This is a genomic window from Nocardia sp. BMG51109 (assembly GCF_000526215.1).
Taxonomy (GTDB): Bacteria; Actinomycetota; Actinomycetes; order Mycobacteriales; family Mycobacteriaceae; genus Nocardia.
Genome location: NZ_JAFQ01000004.1, coordinates 1,822,711 through 1,838,842, shown reverse-complemented (window position 1 = coordinate 1,838,842; position 16,132 = coordinate 1,822,711). Strand labels below are relative to the sequence as shown.

The following is a 16,132-nucleotide window of genomic DNA, read 5'->3' as shown; positions in this document are numbered from 1 at the left end:
AATCGAGGGATGAGTGAGATCACGACTCTCGCCGAGCTCCGTGAGCTGCTCGGCGAGCCGCATCCCCGCACCGTCGCCAAGGACCGTGCCACGCTGCATCCGCGCGACCGGCAGTGGATCGCCACCTCGCCGTTCGTCGTCCTGGCGACCAGCGACGACGACGGTAACTGCGACGCCTCGCCGAAGGGGGACCCGGCCGGATTCGTGCAGGTCCTCGACGACCGGACGATCGCCATCCCGGAGCGCCCGGGCAATCGCCGCGCCGACGGCTACGTCAACATACTGGCCAATCCGCATGTGGGCGTGATCTTTCTCATCCCGGGCCGCAACGAGACGCTGCGCATCAACGGCCGCGCCCGGCTCGTCCGGGACGCGCCCTACTTCGACGACATGGTCGTCAAGGGGCACCGCCCGGTGCTGGCCGTCGAGGTGGCCATCGACCAGATCTTCCACCACTGCGCCAAGGCGTTCATGCGCAGCAGTCTGTGGCAGCCGGACGGCTGGCCGCACGACGAGCTGCCCGGCCAGGCCCGGTTGACCAAGGAGGTGCAGCCGAACGTCACCGAGACGCTCGAGCAGCTGGAGCAGCACTACTCCCCGGAGACCTACCAGAAGTTGCTCTACGAGATCCGATAGGCGCGCGGCGAGGCACGGCTCACCCGGCACCGCTCGCGCGCGGACGGCGCACCCCCAATAAACTCGCGTCGTGGCAGACATCTCGGTGCGCGGACGGCTCGCGCTGCGTGCGGCGGCGGCCGCGTCGTGGGCCTCGCAGAAGGCCGGTCGCGGCAAGGGCTCGATGATCGGCGGCCTGATCGCGCTGCTGATCGACCCGACGATCATGACCCAGCTGGGTCGCGAGCGGCGCACGGTGCTGGTGACGGGCACGAACGGCAAGTCGACCACGACCCGCATGACGGCCGCCGCGCTCGGCGCGCTGGGGCCGGTGGTGACCCAGGCCGACGGCGCCAATATGGATGCGGGCATCGTGGCGGCGCTGAATACGGACCGGTCCGCGACGCTGGCCGCGATCGAGGTGGACGAGCTGCACCTGCCGCACGTCGGCGACGCGCTGAACCCGGCCGCGGTGGTCCTGCTGAATCTGTCTCGCGACCAGCTGGATCGGGTCGGCGAGATCAATATGATCGAGCGCAAGCTGCGGGCCGGCATGGCCCGGCACCCGGATACGGTCGTGGTCGCGAACTGCGACGACGTGCTGGTCACCTCCATCGCCTACGACCACCCGAACGTGGTGTGGGTGGCCGCCGGCAGCGGCTGGTCGGTGGACGCCACCAGCTGCCCGCGCAGCGGCGAGCCGATCGTGTGGGAGGGCACGCACTGGCGCAGCACCGGCGCCGACTTCCATCGCCCGGAGCCGGACTGGTGGGTGGACGAGGAGCATCTGTACGGCCCGGAGGGCGTGAAACTGCCGCTGCACCTTGCCCTTCCGGGCCGGGCCAACCGGGGTAACGCGGCGCAGGCGGTGGCCGCGTCGGTCGCGCTGGGCGTGCGGGCGGAGACGGCGGCCGAGGCGGCGGGCACGGTGCGCGAGATCGCCGGGCGGTACCGCAGCGTGCAGGTGGGCGACCACAGCGCCCGCCTGCTGCTGGCCAAGAATCCGGCCGGCTGGCAGGAGGCGCTGTCGATGATCGACCCGGCCGCAACGGGTCTGGTGATCGCGGTGAACGGCCAGGTGCCCGACGGCGAGGACCTGTCGTGGCTGTGGGACGTCCGCTTCGAACATTTCGAGGGCACCCAGGTGGTGGCCGCCGGGGAGCGCGCCACCGACCTCGCGGTCCGCCTCACCTACGCGGGCGTCGACCACACCACGGTGCCGAACCCGTTGCGCGCCATAGATTCCTGCCCACCCGGCCGGGTCGAGGTGCTCGCCAACTACACCGCGTTCCGCGACCTGAACCGCGACCTGGAGGCCCGCGGATGAGCAACGCGGGTGGGTGGCAGCCTTCGTCACCACGGGTGCCGGGGATACGCGCGGTGGAGACAGTCATGAGCGATGCGACCGGGGGCGGCAGTTCGCGTCACCGCAGAGGGAGCCGAGGATGCCTGCAAAGGACACTGCGATGAGCGATTCGACCGTGCGCATCGGGCTGGTGCTGCCCGATGTGATGGGCACCTACGGCGATGGCGGCAATGCGGTGGTGCTGCGGCAGCGGTTGCGCATGCGCGGGCAGGACGCCGAGATCGTCGAGATCACCCTGAACGACCCGGTTCCCGAGTCGCTGGACGTCTATCTGCTGGGCGGCGCGGAGGATTCGGCGCAGCGGCTGGCAACCCGCCACCTGCTCCGCCATCCGGGATTGCAGCGGGCCGCCGCGAAAGGCGTTCCGGTGCTGGCGATCTGCGCGGCGATCCAGGTCCTCGGGCACTGGTACGAGACCTCGAGCGGCGAGCGCGTGGACGGCGTCGGCCTCTTCGACGCCACCACCTCCCCGCAGGCCGAGCGCGCCATCGGCGAGGTGGTCTCCACGCCGCTGCTCCCGGGCCTTTCGCAGGCCCTGACCGGCTTCGAGAACCACCGGGGCGGAACCAGTCTCGGCAGCGACGCCACCGGCCTGGCCCGCGTCACCCGCGGCGTCGGCAACGGCGTCGGCAACGCCCTGGAGGGCGTGGTCCAGGGTTCGGTCCTGGGCACCTACATGCACGGCCCGGCCTTGGCCCGCAACCCCGAACTGGCCGATTACCTGCTCACCCGCGCTCTCGGCGTCGACGAACTCGAACCTCTGGACCTCCCCGAGGTGGACCAACTCCGCCGCGAACGCCTCCGCGCCTGACCGCGGCCGTGGTCAGACCCGCGCAGGCTGCCGTAACCGGTCCGGTCAACTCGACGGACCGGTGGTACGACCTTGGCGACCGGGGTACCGGCGCGGCTGATCACGATCTCCTCGCCGTGCTCGACACGGTCGATGATGCGCGACAAGTGCGTCTTCGCGTCATGGATATTGAACTGCTCGGCCGCATTGCCAGACATGACCACCTCCTTAGCTGAGAGGTCAGTTCATTATTGCCTCGTCGGCCAGTGTGGTGGAGAGTCCGGCGACCTCTCACTCGATGGCCGCGTGATCGGCGCCGACCATCGTTTATAGCGAAATGCTATTCGATTCACCGTTGTGTTCGCCTCGATTGTGTTGTGCGCGTGGGGATCCGGCGGTAATCTTCGCGCGGCCGTGCGTGATGAGGGAGGTGGCCGGTGCGCAGACGCGCCTTTATGAAGGGCGCCGGGACGGCGGCGCTGCTGGGTGCGGTGGGAGTTGCGCACGGGGCGGGGCCGGCTGCGGCCGAGCCGGTCTGGAACGACCTGTTCCGGTCCTGGGTGCCGGAGATCTTCGCGCCTGTTCCGGATCCGCCGGAACATTCGCCGGCCATCGTCGTGGGCTCCGGGTTCGGCGCCGCCGTCGCCGCGCTGCGACTGGCCGAGGCCGGGGTTTCGAATACCGTGCTGGAGCGCGGGTCTCGATGGCCGAACGATCCGTGGCGGGAGATCTTCACCGGCGACGACCTGCCGGACGGGCGCGGCTTCTGGCATCGAACCAGCTTCACCGGCGTCACCAAGGTGCCCATGCGGTTCGCCGATTTCGGCGGCGTTCTCGACGTCACCGAATTCTCCGGCATCGACGTGTGGCGCGCGGCGGCCGTGGGCGGCGGATCGGTCGTGTTCACCGGCGCGATGATCGCCCCGGAGCGCCGGTTCTTCGACAAGATATTCGGCGGCGCAGTCGATTTCGACGAGATGGATCGGGTGTACTACCCGCGGGTGCGCCAGCAGCTGCGGCTGAACCCGCTGCCGCCGGACCTCTACGCCGCGTCGCCGTTCAGCCACACCCGGCGCTGGGACGAGCAGGTCCGGCGGGCCGGCTACCAGCCGCTGGCCAACGACTCCATCTTCAACTGGGACATCCTGCGCGGCGAACTGTCCGGCGCGACAAGACCTTCCGCCACGGCCGCGCGCAGCAACCTGGGCAACTCCAACGGCGCGAAGTTCGACCTCAACCAGAACTACCTGAAATACGCCCAGGAGACCGGCAAGTCGGCGATCTTTCCGGGCCATCGCGTCGACGCCATCGCCCAGGACCCCGGCGGCCGCTACGTCGTCACCGTGACCAAGCTGGACCCGATCGGCACCGTGCTGGCCACCCGCACCCTCACCTGCGATCGGCTGTTCCTCGGTGCCGGCTCGATCGGCACCTCCGAACTGCTGGCGCGCGCCCAGGCCACCGGCGCGCTGCCGAATCTGAACGAGCACATCGGCGACGGCTGGGGGACCAACGGCGACGTGGTGCTCGCCCGGGTGGACAACTCGCTGGCGGGCACGGGTCAGGGGGTGCCGAGCGCCAGCCGCATCGCCGACGACTCCGGGCTGCCGCTGACCCTGGAGAACTGGTTCATCCCCGGAGTTCCGCTGGAGACCGGCGCGCTGGCCTCGCTCGGCATGGTCCTCGATCCGACCCGCGCGCGCATCGGCTACGACCCCGGCCGCAACGCCGCCGCGCTGAGCTGGCCCCGGCAGGCCCAGGATCAGGTGGTGGAGGCGTGCCGTGCCGTGGACCACCGCATCGCCGAACGTTCCGGCGCCGTCTTCGATTACGTCACCCCGCTCGGCTACGACGCCAACGCCGTATTCACCGCCCACCCGCTGGGCGGCGCCGTGCTCGGCCGCGCCACCGACAACTACGGTCGCGTGCACGGACATCCGGGCCTGTACGTCGTGGACGGCGCCGCGGTCCCGGGCAGCACGGGCACCGTGAATCCGTCGCTGACCATCACCGCCCTGGCCGAACGCAATCTGGAGGCGATCGTCCGCGCAGGCCGGTGAGCCGTATCCGAAACGGGGGTCACAGGCTCATGCCTGCGGGCACGACTCCGAGGTCGCCCGCGCACCGGCTCGCGGACGCGTCGCCTCGGCCCGAATCGTTCTCCGTGCCAGGGATGTGGCGTCACACTCCGCCACCGGTCGGGACGCGCCGGGGCGTCTGCGGCGGGATCGGATCTCCAATTGTGCCGCTGCCCAAGGGCGTTCCGCTCGCCGGTGCACGGCGCGGTGTGCTTCGGCATCGATTCGGTACGTCCGGGGCGGGCCACCGCGAGGGCGGGGTATCGTCCCGTCCACTGTGGCTCGATTGCGACCGATGGCGTACCGGAGACATCATCCGAGGCGACGTCGGGCGGGATCGCGCCGCGCGGTCTGCTCGATAGTTGCCGATAGCTATCAGTCTCAGCGAGTCGTTGGATGTGGAAGGGAACGTCGTGTCGCAGTACAGCACCGGAGCGGGCGCGCGGAACCGGGCGGGTGACCCCGGCGACGCAGGGGCGGGCGACCCCGAGGAGTTTCCGCGCAAACCACCGGCGCTGTGGACGGATTTCGTCATGCTGGCACTGGCCGTCGTCTCGGTGGTGCTGGTCGTCTGGGTGACCTTCTTCCCGGTCTCGCCGGGCGCCTACCGGGCGTTCGTGATCGTCGACTACTCCATTTGCGGGGTCTTCGCCGCCGAATTCCTCTGGCGCTGGCGCCGGTCGGGCTGGTCCTGGACGTTCCCGTTCGTGTACTGGTACGAGGTGCTGGGCATGATCCCGGTGACCAGCCCGTTCTTCCGCGGCTTCCGCCTGTTGCGCATCGTGGTGATCCTGGTCCGGCTGGCCCGGGTCGCCGACCGCGTCTTCGGCGACCGGGTGACGGCGGCCGTGGTGAACCGCTCGGTCGGCACGATCGTCGAGACGATCAAGCGCCCGGTGACCGTGGCGGTGCTGGAGGAGGTCGCGAAGGTGCTGCGCACCGGCCACTACACCCGCAACATCGCCGCCGCGCTGGAGGAGAACCGCGGCGAGCTCGACGCCATGATCGTGGAGCTGATCCGCAACGATCCGCAGATCGGGCGGGTGCGCTACCTGCCGTTCCACGAGGAGATCATCCGGACCATCGCCGACATCAGCTTCCGCATCGTCTTCGAGGCGCTGTCCGATCCGCGCACGGACGAGCTGATCGGAGATGTGTTGCGCGAGAACGTCGATCAGATGCGGGTGGCGATGCGCGACGGGGTGGAGGTGGAAGACACCGTCGACCACAAGCCGTCTCGGGCGCCCGACCGCTGGCGCTGATCTTCGCCACACGGCCCCGCCGACGGCCCGTCACATGCCCCGCCGACGGCTCAGTGCGCCTCGCTGTGCCGGATCTCGTCACGGGGCTGCGCGTAGCGCACCAGCTCCCATCCGGTCAGTCCGGCCAGCACCGCGCACAGCAGCCCCAGTGTCACGATCGCCGGCAGGTGCGCCGCGACCGGAATCAGCGCGCCCAGCAGCACCACCGTGACCACCCGTGCCCAGGACACCTGCCGGGTGGCGTACTGCTTGAATCCGACCAGCCCGATCACATACAGCATCACCCCGCCGTAAAGTGCGAACAGGGGAATTCCGTACAACTTGTCGTGTAACGAATGCCCTTCTGCGCCACCGACGTAATTGAGAACCTTCTTCAATCCGAGTGAGAGCGCGATGATTCCGGCGATCATCGGAAAATGCCAGTAGGTGTAGCAATTTCGCGCGATCTGAATGCGCCGCTCACCGCGGGCATGCATCATCTCGTGCTCGACCACCCGCGCCGCGACGTCGAAGTACGCCCACCACAGCAGCGCCGAAACCGTCAGCGCCAGCAGCGATCCGAGCGCGATCGGCCAGGAGATGGGCAGCCCGGACATGCCGACGCCGATGGCGACGATGGACTCGCCGAGCGCCACGATCACGATCAGCCCGTGCCGCTCGGCGAAGTGGCTCGCCGAGTTCACCCGCCACTGGTTGCCGGCGAACAGCGTCCACAGCATGTCACCGGCGATGGCGGCGGCCCACAGCCAGATCTGTGCGGCCCCTTCGTTGAGCGCGGCGATGATCAGCAGGGTGGTGCCGATCGTGATCGAGCCGACCGCCCAGCGCGTCACCTGCCCGCGCAGCTGCGCGTCCTCGTTGCTGGCCAGCCAGAACATCACCAGGTGCACCACCCGGATCACCAGGTAGCCGATGGCGAAGACCAGTGGCGCGTACCAGCCGCCGGGCATGTCGTGGAAGGTCTCGGGAATCACCTCCGCGACGATCAGCGCCGCGCCCATCGCCGCGAACATCGCGACCCGGGCGACGCCCTCGTCGGCCTGGATCACATTGCCCAGCCAGGCGTAGGCGATCCACACCCACCACATGACCGCCAGGATCAGCAGCGCGCGCAGCATGTTCAGCGCGGTCACCTCGTGCGCGGCCAGGTCGGTCACCTGGGTGAACGCGAACACCAGCACCAGATCGAAGAACAGCTCCAGCTGCGTCACCGAGGCGTTCTCGGAGACGACCCGAATCCGTCGTGTCACACCCGTCATGGGGATATCGTGCCAGGTCCCCGGGGTGACGGCGGTACGGTCAGCCCACCTCGTAGTTCTCGAACCGGAACTTCTCGATGAACTCGATCAGATTCTGCACCGCTTCCTCGTTGACGCGGGAGATGCTGCGTTTCATCAGGATTCCCGGCACGGGGATGGGCAGCTGGAGCTCGGCGTGGTACCAGACCTCGGTGCCCTCGTCGGTCACGTCGAGTTCGAACCAGCCCCGGCCGCCGCCGCCGGCGCCGCTCTCGACCACCTCCCAGGCGATGCGATCGTCGGTGCAGTCGTACTCCAGCACCTGGCGATCGGAGTTACCCAGCGGGGTGGCCGTGGCGTACACCCGCTTCGGGCGGCCGTAGTCGTCGTAGGTGGCTACGCGCACGTCTCTGTGCGACGGTGACCATTCCGGGATCCGCTCGATCGCGAGCAACGCCTCCATGACCTGTTCGGGATCGATGTCGATAACAAATCGATGGTCGGTCTTCGTGCGCATGTCATGCCCTCCACCCCCCAAATGCTTCGCGCCCGATTGTCTCCGGGGCGACAGCGCACGTCAACTGATTCACCATCGGGCGGCCCGCTAAACCACTAATTTTCGGGGCCGCAAAAGCTTTCGCCGGAGCGGTCGGCTCGGCGGCGCACCGGTCGCATCGAACCGGATCAGGAGTGTGGACGGACCTCGCATTCGGGGCCCGGATACATCAGGCTTTCGTGTCCGTCGTCGAATCGGACCACGAACGGCGGGTTACCGTCGTCGCCGCGCACCTCGACGATCTCGCCGGTGCGCACGGGCATGCCCACCGCGCGGCTGTGCATCAGGAGTTGGTCGCCGACATTCGCTCGCATGCCCCGCATTATGGGACGAGAGTGATAAGCATCACAAGGCGGTGGAGCGTCGGGATCCGCCGCCGGCCGGGACGGGTAGGGGGTGCGCAGGTCGCCTGGTTCGACCGGGCCCGGCTACTCGCGGTCGGCGAGGAAGGACAGACGCACCCGGCGGCTCGGGTTGTCGACATTGAGGTCGACGAAGGCGACCGACTGCCAGGTGCCCAGGGCCATCTCGCCGCGCAGCACCGGAACGGTGGCGTAGGGCGCGATCAGCGCGGGCATGACGTGCGAGCGGCCGTGCCCGCGCGAGCCGTGCGCGTGCCGCCACCGATCGTCGGCGGGGAGCAGGTCGCGCAGCGCGGCCAGCAGATCGTCGTCGCTACCGGCGCCGAGCTCGATGAGCGCCACGCCCGCGGTGGCGTGCGGGACGAACACGTGCAGCAGGCCGTCCCGGCCGCCGGCGGCCTCGCGCAGGAAGGCCGCGCACTGCGGGGTGAGGTCGTGGACGACCTCGGAGCGGCCCGTGGTGACCTCGATCTCTCTGCTCTCCATGGGTCCCATCGTCCACCTGCACGGGGCCCGATCGCCATTGCCCCCGCTCGGAGGCGCATCGATATGCGCTGGACAGCGGCCGGTACTCTGGGTTCCTGGTAAGCGCAGCTAGTCGATCTTGGAGGACCCCCTCGTGGCTCTCGTCGTTCAGAAGTACGGAGGATCCTCGCTCGAATCTGCCGAGCGAATCCGGCGCGTTGCTGAGCGGATCGTGGAGACGAAGAAGCAGGGCCACGAAGTCGTCGTCGTCTGCTCCGCCATGGGTGACACCACCGACGAACTGCTGGACCTGGCCCAGCAGGTGGCCCCGTCGCCCCCGGCCCGCGAGCTGGACATGCTGCTGACCTCGGGCGAGCGCATCTCGAACGCGCTGGTGGCGATGGCCATACACTCGCTGGGCGCGGAGGCGTGCTCGTTCACCGGTTCGCAGGCCGGTGTGATCACCACCAGCGCGCACGGCAACGCGCGCATCATCGACGTGACGCCGTCGCGGGTCCGCCAGGCGCTGGACGACGGCATGATCGTGCTGGTCGCCGGCTTCCAGGGCGTCTCGCAGGACAGCAAGAACATCACCACGCTCGGCCGTGGCGGCTCCGACACCACGGCCGTGGCGCTGGCGGCGGCCCTGGAGGCGGACGTCTGCGAGATCTACACCGACGTGGACGGCATCTTCACCGCCGACCCGCGGATCGTTCCCGACGCGCAGCGGCTGGACCAGATCTCCTTCGAGGAGATGCTGGAGATGGCGGCCTGCGGGTCCAAGGTGCTCATGCTGCGCTGTGTGGAGTACGCGCGAAGCTTCAACGTGCCCGTGCACGTGCGTTCCTCGTACACCGACAAAAAGGGCACCTACGTCTACGGATGGATGGAGGACATCCCCTTGGAGAAAGCAATCCTCACCGGCGTCGCGCACGATCGCAGCGAAGCCAAGGTGACCGTGGTGGGCCTGCCAGACGAGCCGGGCTACGCCGCCAAGGTGTTCCGGGCCATCGCCGATGCGGAGATCAACATCGACATGGTGCTGCAGAACATCTCCAAGGTGGAGACGGGGAAGACCGATATCACCTTCACCCTGCCCAAGACCGACGGTCCCAAGGCGGTGGAGTTCCTGACCAAGCGGCAGAGCGAGATCGGCTTCTCGCAGGTCCTGTTCGACGATCACATCGGCAAGGTGTCGCTGGTCGGCGCGGGCATGAAGAGCCATCCGGGCGTCACCGCCACCTTCTGTGAGGCGCTGGCACAGAACGGGGTCAACATCGACCTGATCTCCACCTCGGAGATCCGGATCTCGGTGCTGGTCAAGGACACTGAACTGGACAAGGCCGTGCAGGTGCTGCACAAGGCTTTCGACCTGGGCGGCGACGAGGTCGCGGTCGTGCACGCGGGATCGGGGATCTGACGTGATCGGGTCGAGCGCGGAGGCGGCAGCGGAGCGTAACCACGTAGCGCTCCCGATTACGTCGAGAGGGCACTGATGGGCGTGCGCGTAGGAGTGGTCGGCGCGACCGGGCAGGTCGGCGCCGTCATGCGAAAACTGCTGGAAGAGCGCGACTTTCCCGCCGACGAGGTGCGGTTCTTCGCGTCCGCGCGATCGGCCGGCAAGAAGCTGCCGTGGCGCGGCGGCGAGATCGTGGTCGAAGATACCGAGACCGCCGACCCGAGCGGCCTGGACATCGCGCTGTTCTCGGCCGGCGCCACCATGTCGCGGGTGCAGGCGCCGCGCTTCGCCGCCGCCGGTGTCACCGTGATCGACAACTCGTCGGCCTTCCGCAAGGATCCCGAGGTCCCGCTGGTGGTCAGCGAGGTGAACCCGGAGCAGACCCGGAACCTGGCCAAGGGCATCATCGCCAATCCGAACTGCACCACCATGGCCGCGATGCCGGTGCTCAAGCCGCTGCACGACGCCGCCGGGCTGCGGCGCCTGATCGTCTCCAGCTATCAGGCGGTGTCCGGCAGCGGACTGGCCGGCGTGCGGGAGCTCGCCGAGCAGGTGCGCGCGGTGGCCCCGGAGATGGAGAAGCTGACCCACGACGGGTCGGCGGTGTCGTTCCCGGCGCCGGACAAGTACGTCGCGCCGATCGCATTCGATGTGCTGCCGATGGCCGGTTCGCTGGTCGACGACGGTTCGGGCGAGACCGACGAGGATCAGAAGCTGCGCAACGAGAGCCGCAAGATCCTGGGTATCCCGGATCTGCCGGTGAGCGGCACCTGCGTGCGCGTGCCGGTCTTCACCGGCCACTCGCTGTCGGTGAACGCCGAATTCGCCCAACCGCTTTCGGTGGAGCAGGCGCAGAAGATCCTGGCGGGCGCCGCGGGCGTGAAGCTGGTCGACGTGCCGACCCCGCTGCAGGCGGCCGGCGTCGACGAGTCCCTGGTCGGCCGCATCCGCCAGGACGAGGGCGTCCCCGAGGGCCGCGGCCTGGCCCTGTTCATCTCCGGCGACAACCTCCGAAAGGGCGCCGCCCTCAACACGATCCAGATCGCCGAGGTCCTGCTGTCCCAGCGCTGAGGGGTGCCGGTCCGGCCGTGAGCCTTTGCGGCGATGTTCCATGTTGGTGAAAGCTGTGTAACTTCGGCTCCGACCTGGTGTTATGTGGTTTCGCCGCGTCGAATGACGTTGGCGCGCAGGTGCGTTCGGTCGTCATGATCAATTGATGGAGGACGAACTACGGGCTCGGCTGCATTGGATTCGGGGCCGCCTCGAGTGGTTGCGCGAGCGGGATGCCTTGCTGCCGAGAGGTTTCGGCGACGAGGTTCCCTCGGGGAGGCACCTGCACTCCTATCTCACCTGGCCGGTGCGGGCGAGCGAACTGTCCGGGTTGGAGATCGCGATGGGCGGGGTCCTGGAGCCGGAGTTCCGGGCCTTTCTCGCGCATGTCGGCGTCGGCGCGGGTCCCTACTGCGGAATCAGCTGGGAACGTCTCGTGCGTTCGGCCCGCAACGCTTGTGCCCGAACGTTTCCGAACGGTGAGCAGGGGTCGATCGCGCGCGGCCCCGAACCGGCGGATCACGGCGTCCTGGTGATCAGCGATGTCGGATACGGCGACTTCATCGGCGTGGTCGCGGCCGGGCCCTCTCGGGGCCGAGTCGTCTACCTGGGGTACCGCCGCGGCGAATGGTCGCTCGGCCCGGCCTTTCTCGACTACTACCAGAGCTGGCTGAACCACGCGGCCGCACGGATCAACGCCGAACTGCGCGCGCATCTCATCACCCCGCCGGTCGGTTGTGCCTGACCGGACGCCTCCGGCTCCCGGCGCGCACGCATTTCGCCGCGGAGACCGCGTGCGCCGGGCGAGCGGATGTTCCGGACGCGGCTGAGCCGAGACCACGGCCGTGCTCGGTCAGCGGATGCCCGGCGTCCGCGGGTCCGGCCCGAGGCAGGCGAGGATCAGACAGCCGGGCGGGCTGTCGGCGAAGGGTGGGGCGAGGGGAGTGTTCAAACAGGACAGCACAGTACAGCCGGGGTAGGCGTACGGGCCGATGCCGAACACCGCCAGCGTGACGTTCGGGTCGAGGTAGTCGCCGGGATTCACCTCCGGGGGCGGTTCCACGTACGGCCCCGGATCCGGCGCGGGCGGCTCGTCGAACGCGGCGAACAGCCGGCGGAAGAACTCGTGCGTCAGCTCGGCCGAATTCTGCAGCGTGCCGAGCGCCCCGCGCTCGCTGTGGTTGCCGTAGAAACCGGTCCACATCACGGTCAGGTCCAGACTGGGGATGATGAAGACGTTCTGCAGCCCGAGCCCCGACATCTCGTAGGTGTCCGGCGGCAGGAACTCCGGCATCTCCACGCAGCCCGCGCCGAGCCAGAACAGGTAGCCGTAGCACGGGTTGGTGGGCGAGGGCTGCCGCGCCTGCCGCAGATACTCGTCGGAGACCACCTGCGCCGCGCCCCAGCGGCCGTCGTTGCTCACCAGCAGTCCCAGCTTGGCCAGATCGTCGGGCGGGATCAGCAGATGGGCGTAACCGTAGGTGTGCGCGGAACGGTCACGGGCCCAGTAGTAGTCGCCGCGCTCGATGCCCAGCGGATCGAACAGCTCTCGCTGCGCGAACTGCTGCAACGGCTCGCCGACTGCCTGCTCGAGCACGTAGGCGAGCAGATCCACGTTGCGCTGGCTGTAGGAGAACGTGCTTCCCGGCGGCGTATCCAGCGGTAGGCCGAGCGCCTGGACGGCGCTGTTCGGATCGATCGGGACGACGGCGGTGGCGCCCTCGTTCAGCAGCCCGATGCGCAGCCCGGAGGTTTCGGTGAGCAGATTCTCGACGGTGATCGCCCGGTGCGCCTCGTCGCCGAGGCCGGGCGGCAGGTAGCCGCCGATCGGTGCGGCGATATCGAGCTTCCCTTGGTCCCAGGCGATTCCGGCGATCAGCGACACCACGCTCTTGGTGGCGCTCCAGACGTTCCAGGGGATACGTCCCGTCTCGTCGTTCGCCGGTCCGGTACCGATCAGGCAATTGTTCCGGAATACCTGGACATTCAACCGATTTCGCCCGGCGGCGAAATCCAGCGCGGCCGCCAGCCGGTCGGTGTTCAGTCCTTCCTGCTCGGGTTCCGCCCGCTCGAACTCGCGGCCGGAATGCACGCGGCAGTGCGCGAACTCGTCGGGAGCCGCCGAGACCGGCGGCGCGCTGACGATGCCGATCGCCACCAGGAAGACAGTCACACCCGCCAGCCGGCCGAGAAGGCGCCCCATGGCGTCAGATTATCCCGCCGCTCGCGGCCGGTGCGGGAACTCCGGACGGCTCATATCCGATTTGCAACCGTCGGCGCCGACCGTGAACGCCGCCAGGTTCGGGGGGAGTACCTGGCGGCGCCGTCACGCCGAGCGGCGCGGATGCCACGCCTGGATCCGCGGCTCGAGTGCCGACGCCCGACATGCGCCTCGCGGCGAGTGGTCGCTCGTAGCGACTGAGGGTGCGGCCCGGGGCTGTCCCGACGCCGGCAGTGGTGGTCAACGGGCGGGTATCCGGATCTATTCCGCCCCGGTCGGAGGAAGCCGGCCATAGGAAGACTATCGAGTCTTTTATTGACTTATTCCAGAAAACGGGCAGACTGGGGATATGCACACCGATGGCTTCGATCCGCGCGAGCGGTTGCGCGCGGCCGGCTTGCGGGTCACCGCCCCGCGGGTCGCGGTACTGGATGTGGTGACAGCCCTACCGCATTCGGATGCCGATCGGGTGGCCGTCACGGTTCGGGAACGGATCGGCTCGGTATCCACACAGGCCGTCTACGACGTGTTGCGCGCCTGTGTGAACGCCGGACTGCTGAGGCGCATCGAACCGGCCGGATCCGCGGCGCTGTACGAGGCGCGGACCGGCGACAACCACCACCACCTGGTGTGCAGAACATGCGGCACGGTCGTGGACGTGGACTGTGCCGTGGGCAGTGCCCCTTGTCTAGACCCGTCCGACACACACGGCTTCTCGATCGACGAGGCGGAGGTCGTGTACTGGGGGCAGTGCCCAGACTGCCGTCGGACGGCCGACACCCCATCCCGATAACCCGGGCAGCCCCTCTCCGGTGTTGCTCACCAGTCAAGGAGGCGTCGAATGACCAAGCCGACCACCACCAACAGCGGGACGCCGGTAGCGAGCGACAACGAGTCCCTCACCTCGGGTACCCAGGGCCCGATCCTGCTGCACGACCACTATCTGATCGAGAAGCTCGCCCAGTTCAACCGGGAACGGGTGCCCGAGCGGATCGTGCACGCCAAGGGCGCGGGCGCCTACGGGGAGCTGGTCGTGACCGGCGACGTCAGCCGGTTCACCAAGGCCAAGCTGTTCCAGCCGGGTGCGCGCACCGAGTCGCTGGTGCGTTTCTCCACGGTCGCCGGTGAGCAGGGCAGCCCCGACACCTGGCGCGACCCGCGCGGCTTCGCGATGAAGTTCTACACCGAGGACGGCAACTACGACCTCGTCGGCAACAACACGCCGGTCTTCTTCATCAAGGATCCGATCAAGTTCCCCGACTTCATCCGCTCGCAGAAGCGGTTGCCGGGCAACGGATTGCGCGATCACAACATGCAGTGGGACTTCTGGACGCTGCGGCCGGAGTCCGCCCACCAGGTCACCTGGCTGATGGGCGACCGCGGTGTGCCGAAGACCTACCGGCACATGAACGGCTACGGCTCGCACACCTACCAGTGGATCAATGCCGAGGGCGAGCGGTTCTGGGTGAAGTACCACTTCCGGACCGACCAGGGTCACGACTTCCTGACCCAGGCGGAGGCCGACCGGCTGGCCGGCGAGAACGCGGATTACCACCGGCAGGACCTGTGGGATGCCATCGAGCGCGGCGACTACCCGAGCTGGACGGTGTACGTCCAGGTCATGCCGGTCGCCGAGGCGGACGGCTACCGCTTCAACCCGTTCGATCTGACCAAGGTGTGGTCGAAGAAGGACTACCCGCTGATCGAGGTCGGGCGCTGGACGCTGAACCGCAACCCGCGCAACTACTTCGTCGAGATCGAGCAGGCCGCGTTCGAGCCGTCGAACATCGTGCCGGGCATCGGCTACTCGCCGGACAAGATGCTGCTGGGCCGCGTGTTCTCGTACGCCGACGCACACCGCTACCGGATCGGCACCAACTACGCGCAGCTGCCGCCGAACCGGGCCCGGGCCGCCGAGGTGAACTCCTACTCCAAGGAGGGCCCGATGCGGTACGAGTTCAACGCGCCGGAAGTCCCGGTGTACGCGCCGAATTCGTACGGCGGCCCGCACGCCGACGAGTCCCTGGCGCCGGAGGAGGCCGCCTGGGCCTTCGAGCCGGAGCAGGTCCGGGCGGGCTACATCCAGCACGCGGAGGACGGCGATTTCACCCAGCCGGGCACGCTGGTCCGCGAGGTGTTCAGCGACGCGGAGCGCGACCGCCTGGTGAGCAACGTCGTCGGCCATGTCCTGGGCGGCGTGCAGGAACCGGTGCTGAGCCGGGTGTTCGAGTACTGGAAGAACGTCGACACGGAGATCGGCAAGCGCATCGAGGAGGGCGTGCGCGCCGGCCTCAACGGCAACGGCTGATCACCCATCGGCAGCGGCCGACCGCCGCGAATGCGTGAGATGCGAAGGCCCGCACCGGTTCCGGTGCGGGCCTTCTGTCGTCGTGATGCCGCCGCGGGGCGTACGCCCGCCGGGCGACGGCAATCTCGGCTGCTACAGCAGCCCCCACCAATAGACCAGGCAGGCCAGTACGAAGACGACCGCGGTTTCCATCGTCGCTCCCAACCTTCGGCACGCGTACCACCATCATTCCTCGAGTCGGCGAGACGCGCCGTTCACCAAGATCACAACGCCGCAACGGATGCGTGTCCGGCCGGTGGGCCGCCCCCCGGATATCCGCACCGGACGTGATCCTGCTGTCCCCTCGGTAGGCAGGTTCCGGC

General features: G+C 68.6%; 16 protein-coding genes. 10 read left to right on the top strand and 6 right to left on the bottom strand.

Going from position 1 to position 16,132, the window contains the following annotated elements; translation table 11 throughout:
- Positions 1–9 precede the first annotated feature (9 nt).
- From D892_RS0109695 to D892_RS0109685, 3 genes are all read left to right on the top strand, one after another.
- The gene (locus D892_RS0109695) at positions 10–636 is read left to right on the top strand and encodes a pyridoxamine 5'-phosphate oxidase family protein (protein ID WP_024801049.1); all 627 of its coding nucleotides are present in this window, start codon (positions 10–12) and stop codon (positions 634–636) included.
- Positions 637–706: 70 nt separating this feature from the next.
- Positions 707–1,942, top strand: coding sequence for a MurT ligase domain-containing protein (locus tag D892_RS0109690; protein ID WP_024801048.1), 1,236 nt, complete (start codon positions 707–709; stop codon positions 1,940–1,942).
- Between the two features lie 139 nt (positions 1,943–2,081).
- Positions 2,082–2,792, top strand: coding sequence for a type 1 glutamine amidotransferase (locus D892_RS0109685; protein ID WP_024801047.1), 711 nt, complete (start codon positions 2,082–2,084; stop codon positions 2,790–2,792).
- Here the strand turns inward: D892_RS0109685 and D892_RS44980 are convergent.
- Positions 2,699–2,989: a type II toxin-antitoxin system Phd/YefM family antitoxin gene (locus D892_RS44980; protein WP_084161491.1), complete on the bottom strand. Its 291-nt coding sequence runs from the start codon at positions 2,987–2,989 to the stop codon at positions 2,699–2,701. The two genes, D892_RS0109685 and D892_RS44980, sit on opposite strands and share 94 nt — an antisense overlap.
- Before the next feature lie 219 nt (positions 2,990–3,208).
- Between D892_RS44980 and D892_RS0109680 the strand changes: the two genes are divergently transcribed.
- Together D892_RS0109680 and D892_RS40785 are read left to right on the top strand one after the other, a co-directional pair.
- Complete coding sequence (locus D892_RS0109680) at positions 3,209–4,831, top strand: GMC oxidoreductase (protein ID WP_024801046.1); 1,623 nt, start codon at positions 3,209–3,211, stop codon at positions 4,829–4,831.
- A gap of 431 nt (positions 4,832–5,262) precedes the next feature.
- Positions 5,263–6,111 (top strand): hypothetical protein, encoded by an 849-nt coding sequence (locus D892_RS40785; RefSeq protein ID WP_051499576.1) that lies wholly within the window; start codon positions 5,263–5,265, stop codon positions 6,109–6,111.
- A gap of 50 nt (positions 6,112–6,161) precedes the next feature.
- Here D892_RS40785 and D892_RS0109670 read toward each other — a convergent pair whose 3' ends face one another.
- The 4 genes from D892_RS0109670 to D892_RS0109655 all read right to left on the bottom strand — a co-directional run bounded on the left by D892_RS0109670 (position 6,162) and on the right by D892_RS0109655 (position 8,753).
- Positions 6,162–7,370, bottom strand: coding sequence for a low temperature requirement protein A (locus tag D892_RS0109670; protein ID WP_024801044.1), 1,209 nt, complete (start codon positions 7,368–7,370; stop codon positions 6,162–6,164).
- Positions 7,371–7,410: 40 nt separating this feature from the next.
- The gene (locus tag D892_RS0109665; protein ID WP_024801043.1) at positions 7,411–7,866 is read right to left on the bottom strand and encodes an SRPBCC family protein; all 456 of its coding nucleotides are present in this window, start codon (positions 7,864–7,866) and stop codon (positions 7,411–7,413) included.
- 167 nt (positions 7,867–8,033) lie between these two features.
- Positions 8,034–8,219 carry a DUF1918 domain-containing protein gene (locus D892_RS0109660; protein WP_024801042.1) on the bottom strand — a complete coding sequence of 62 codons (186 nt, stop codon included), beginning with the start codon at positions 8,217–8,219 and terminating at the stop codon, positions 8,034–8,036.
- 114 nt (positions 8,220–8,333) lie between these two features.
- On the bottom strand, positions 8,334–8,753 hold the full coding sequence (locus tag D892_RS0109655) for a secondary thiamine-phosphate synthase enzyme YjbQ (RefSeq protein ID WP_024801041.1): 420 nt from the start codon (positions 8,751–8,753) through the stop codon (positions 8,334–8,336).
- Positions 8,754–8,886: 133 nt separating this feature from the next.
- Between D892_RS0109655 and D892_RS0109650 the strand changes: the two genes are divergently transcribed.
- From D892_RS0109650 to D892_RS0109640, 3 genes are all read left to right on the top strand, one after another.
- Entirely contained in the window at positions 8,887–10,152 is a 1,266-nt protein-coding gene (locus D892_RS0109650; RefSeq protein ID WP_024801040.1) for an aspartate kinase, read from the top strand.
- A 75-nt stretch (positions 10,153–10,227) separates the two neighbouring features.
- Positions 10,228–11,262, top strand: a complete 1,035-nt coding sequence (locus tag D892_RS0109645; RefSeq protein WP_024801039.1) for an aspartate-semialdehyde dehydrogenase — start codon at positions 10,228–10,230, stop codon at positions 11,260–11,262.
- 145 nt (positions 11,263–11,407) lie between these two features.
- Positions 11,408–11,986 carry an SMI1/KNR4 family protein gene (locus D892_RS0109640; RefSeq protein ID WP_024801038.1) on the top strand — a complete coding sequence of 193 codons (579 nt, stop codon included), beginning with the start codon at positions 11,408–11,410 and terminating at the stop codon, positions 11,984–11,986.
- Positions 11,987–12,094: 108 nt separating this feature from the next.
- On the opposite strand, the gene D892_RS0109635 is transcribed toward D892_RS0109640, so the two are convergent.
- Positions 12,095–13,444, bottom strand: a complete 1,350-nt coding sequence (locus D892_RS0109635) for a serine hydrolase (protein ID WP_036566870.1) — start codon at positions 13,442–13,444, stop codon at positions 12,095–12,097.
- A gap of 367 nt (positions 13,445–13,811) precedes the next feature.
- Here D892_RS0109635 and D892_RS0109630 point away from each other — a divergent pair, with 367 nt between their 5' ends.
- Both D892_RS0109630 and D892_RS0109625 read left to right on the top strand, forming a co-directional pair.
- Entirely contained in the window at positions 13,812–14,255 is a 444-nt protein-coding gene (locus tag D892_RS0109630) for a Fur family transcriptional regulator (RefSeq protein ID WP_024801036.1), read from the top strand.
- A 48-nt stretch (positions 14,256–14,303) separates the two neighbouring features.
- Complete coding sequence (locus D892_RS0109625; RefSeq protein ID WP_024801035.1) at positions 14,304–15,770, top strand: catalase; 1,467 nt, start codon at positions 14,304–14,306, stop codon at positions 15,768–15,770.
- Positions 15,771–16,132: the final 362 nt, after the last annotated feature.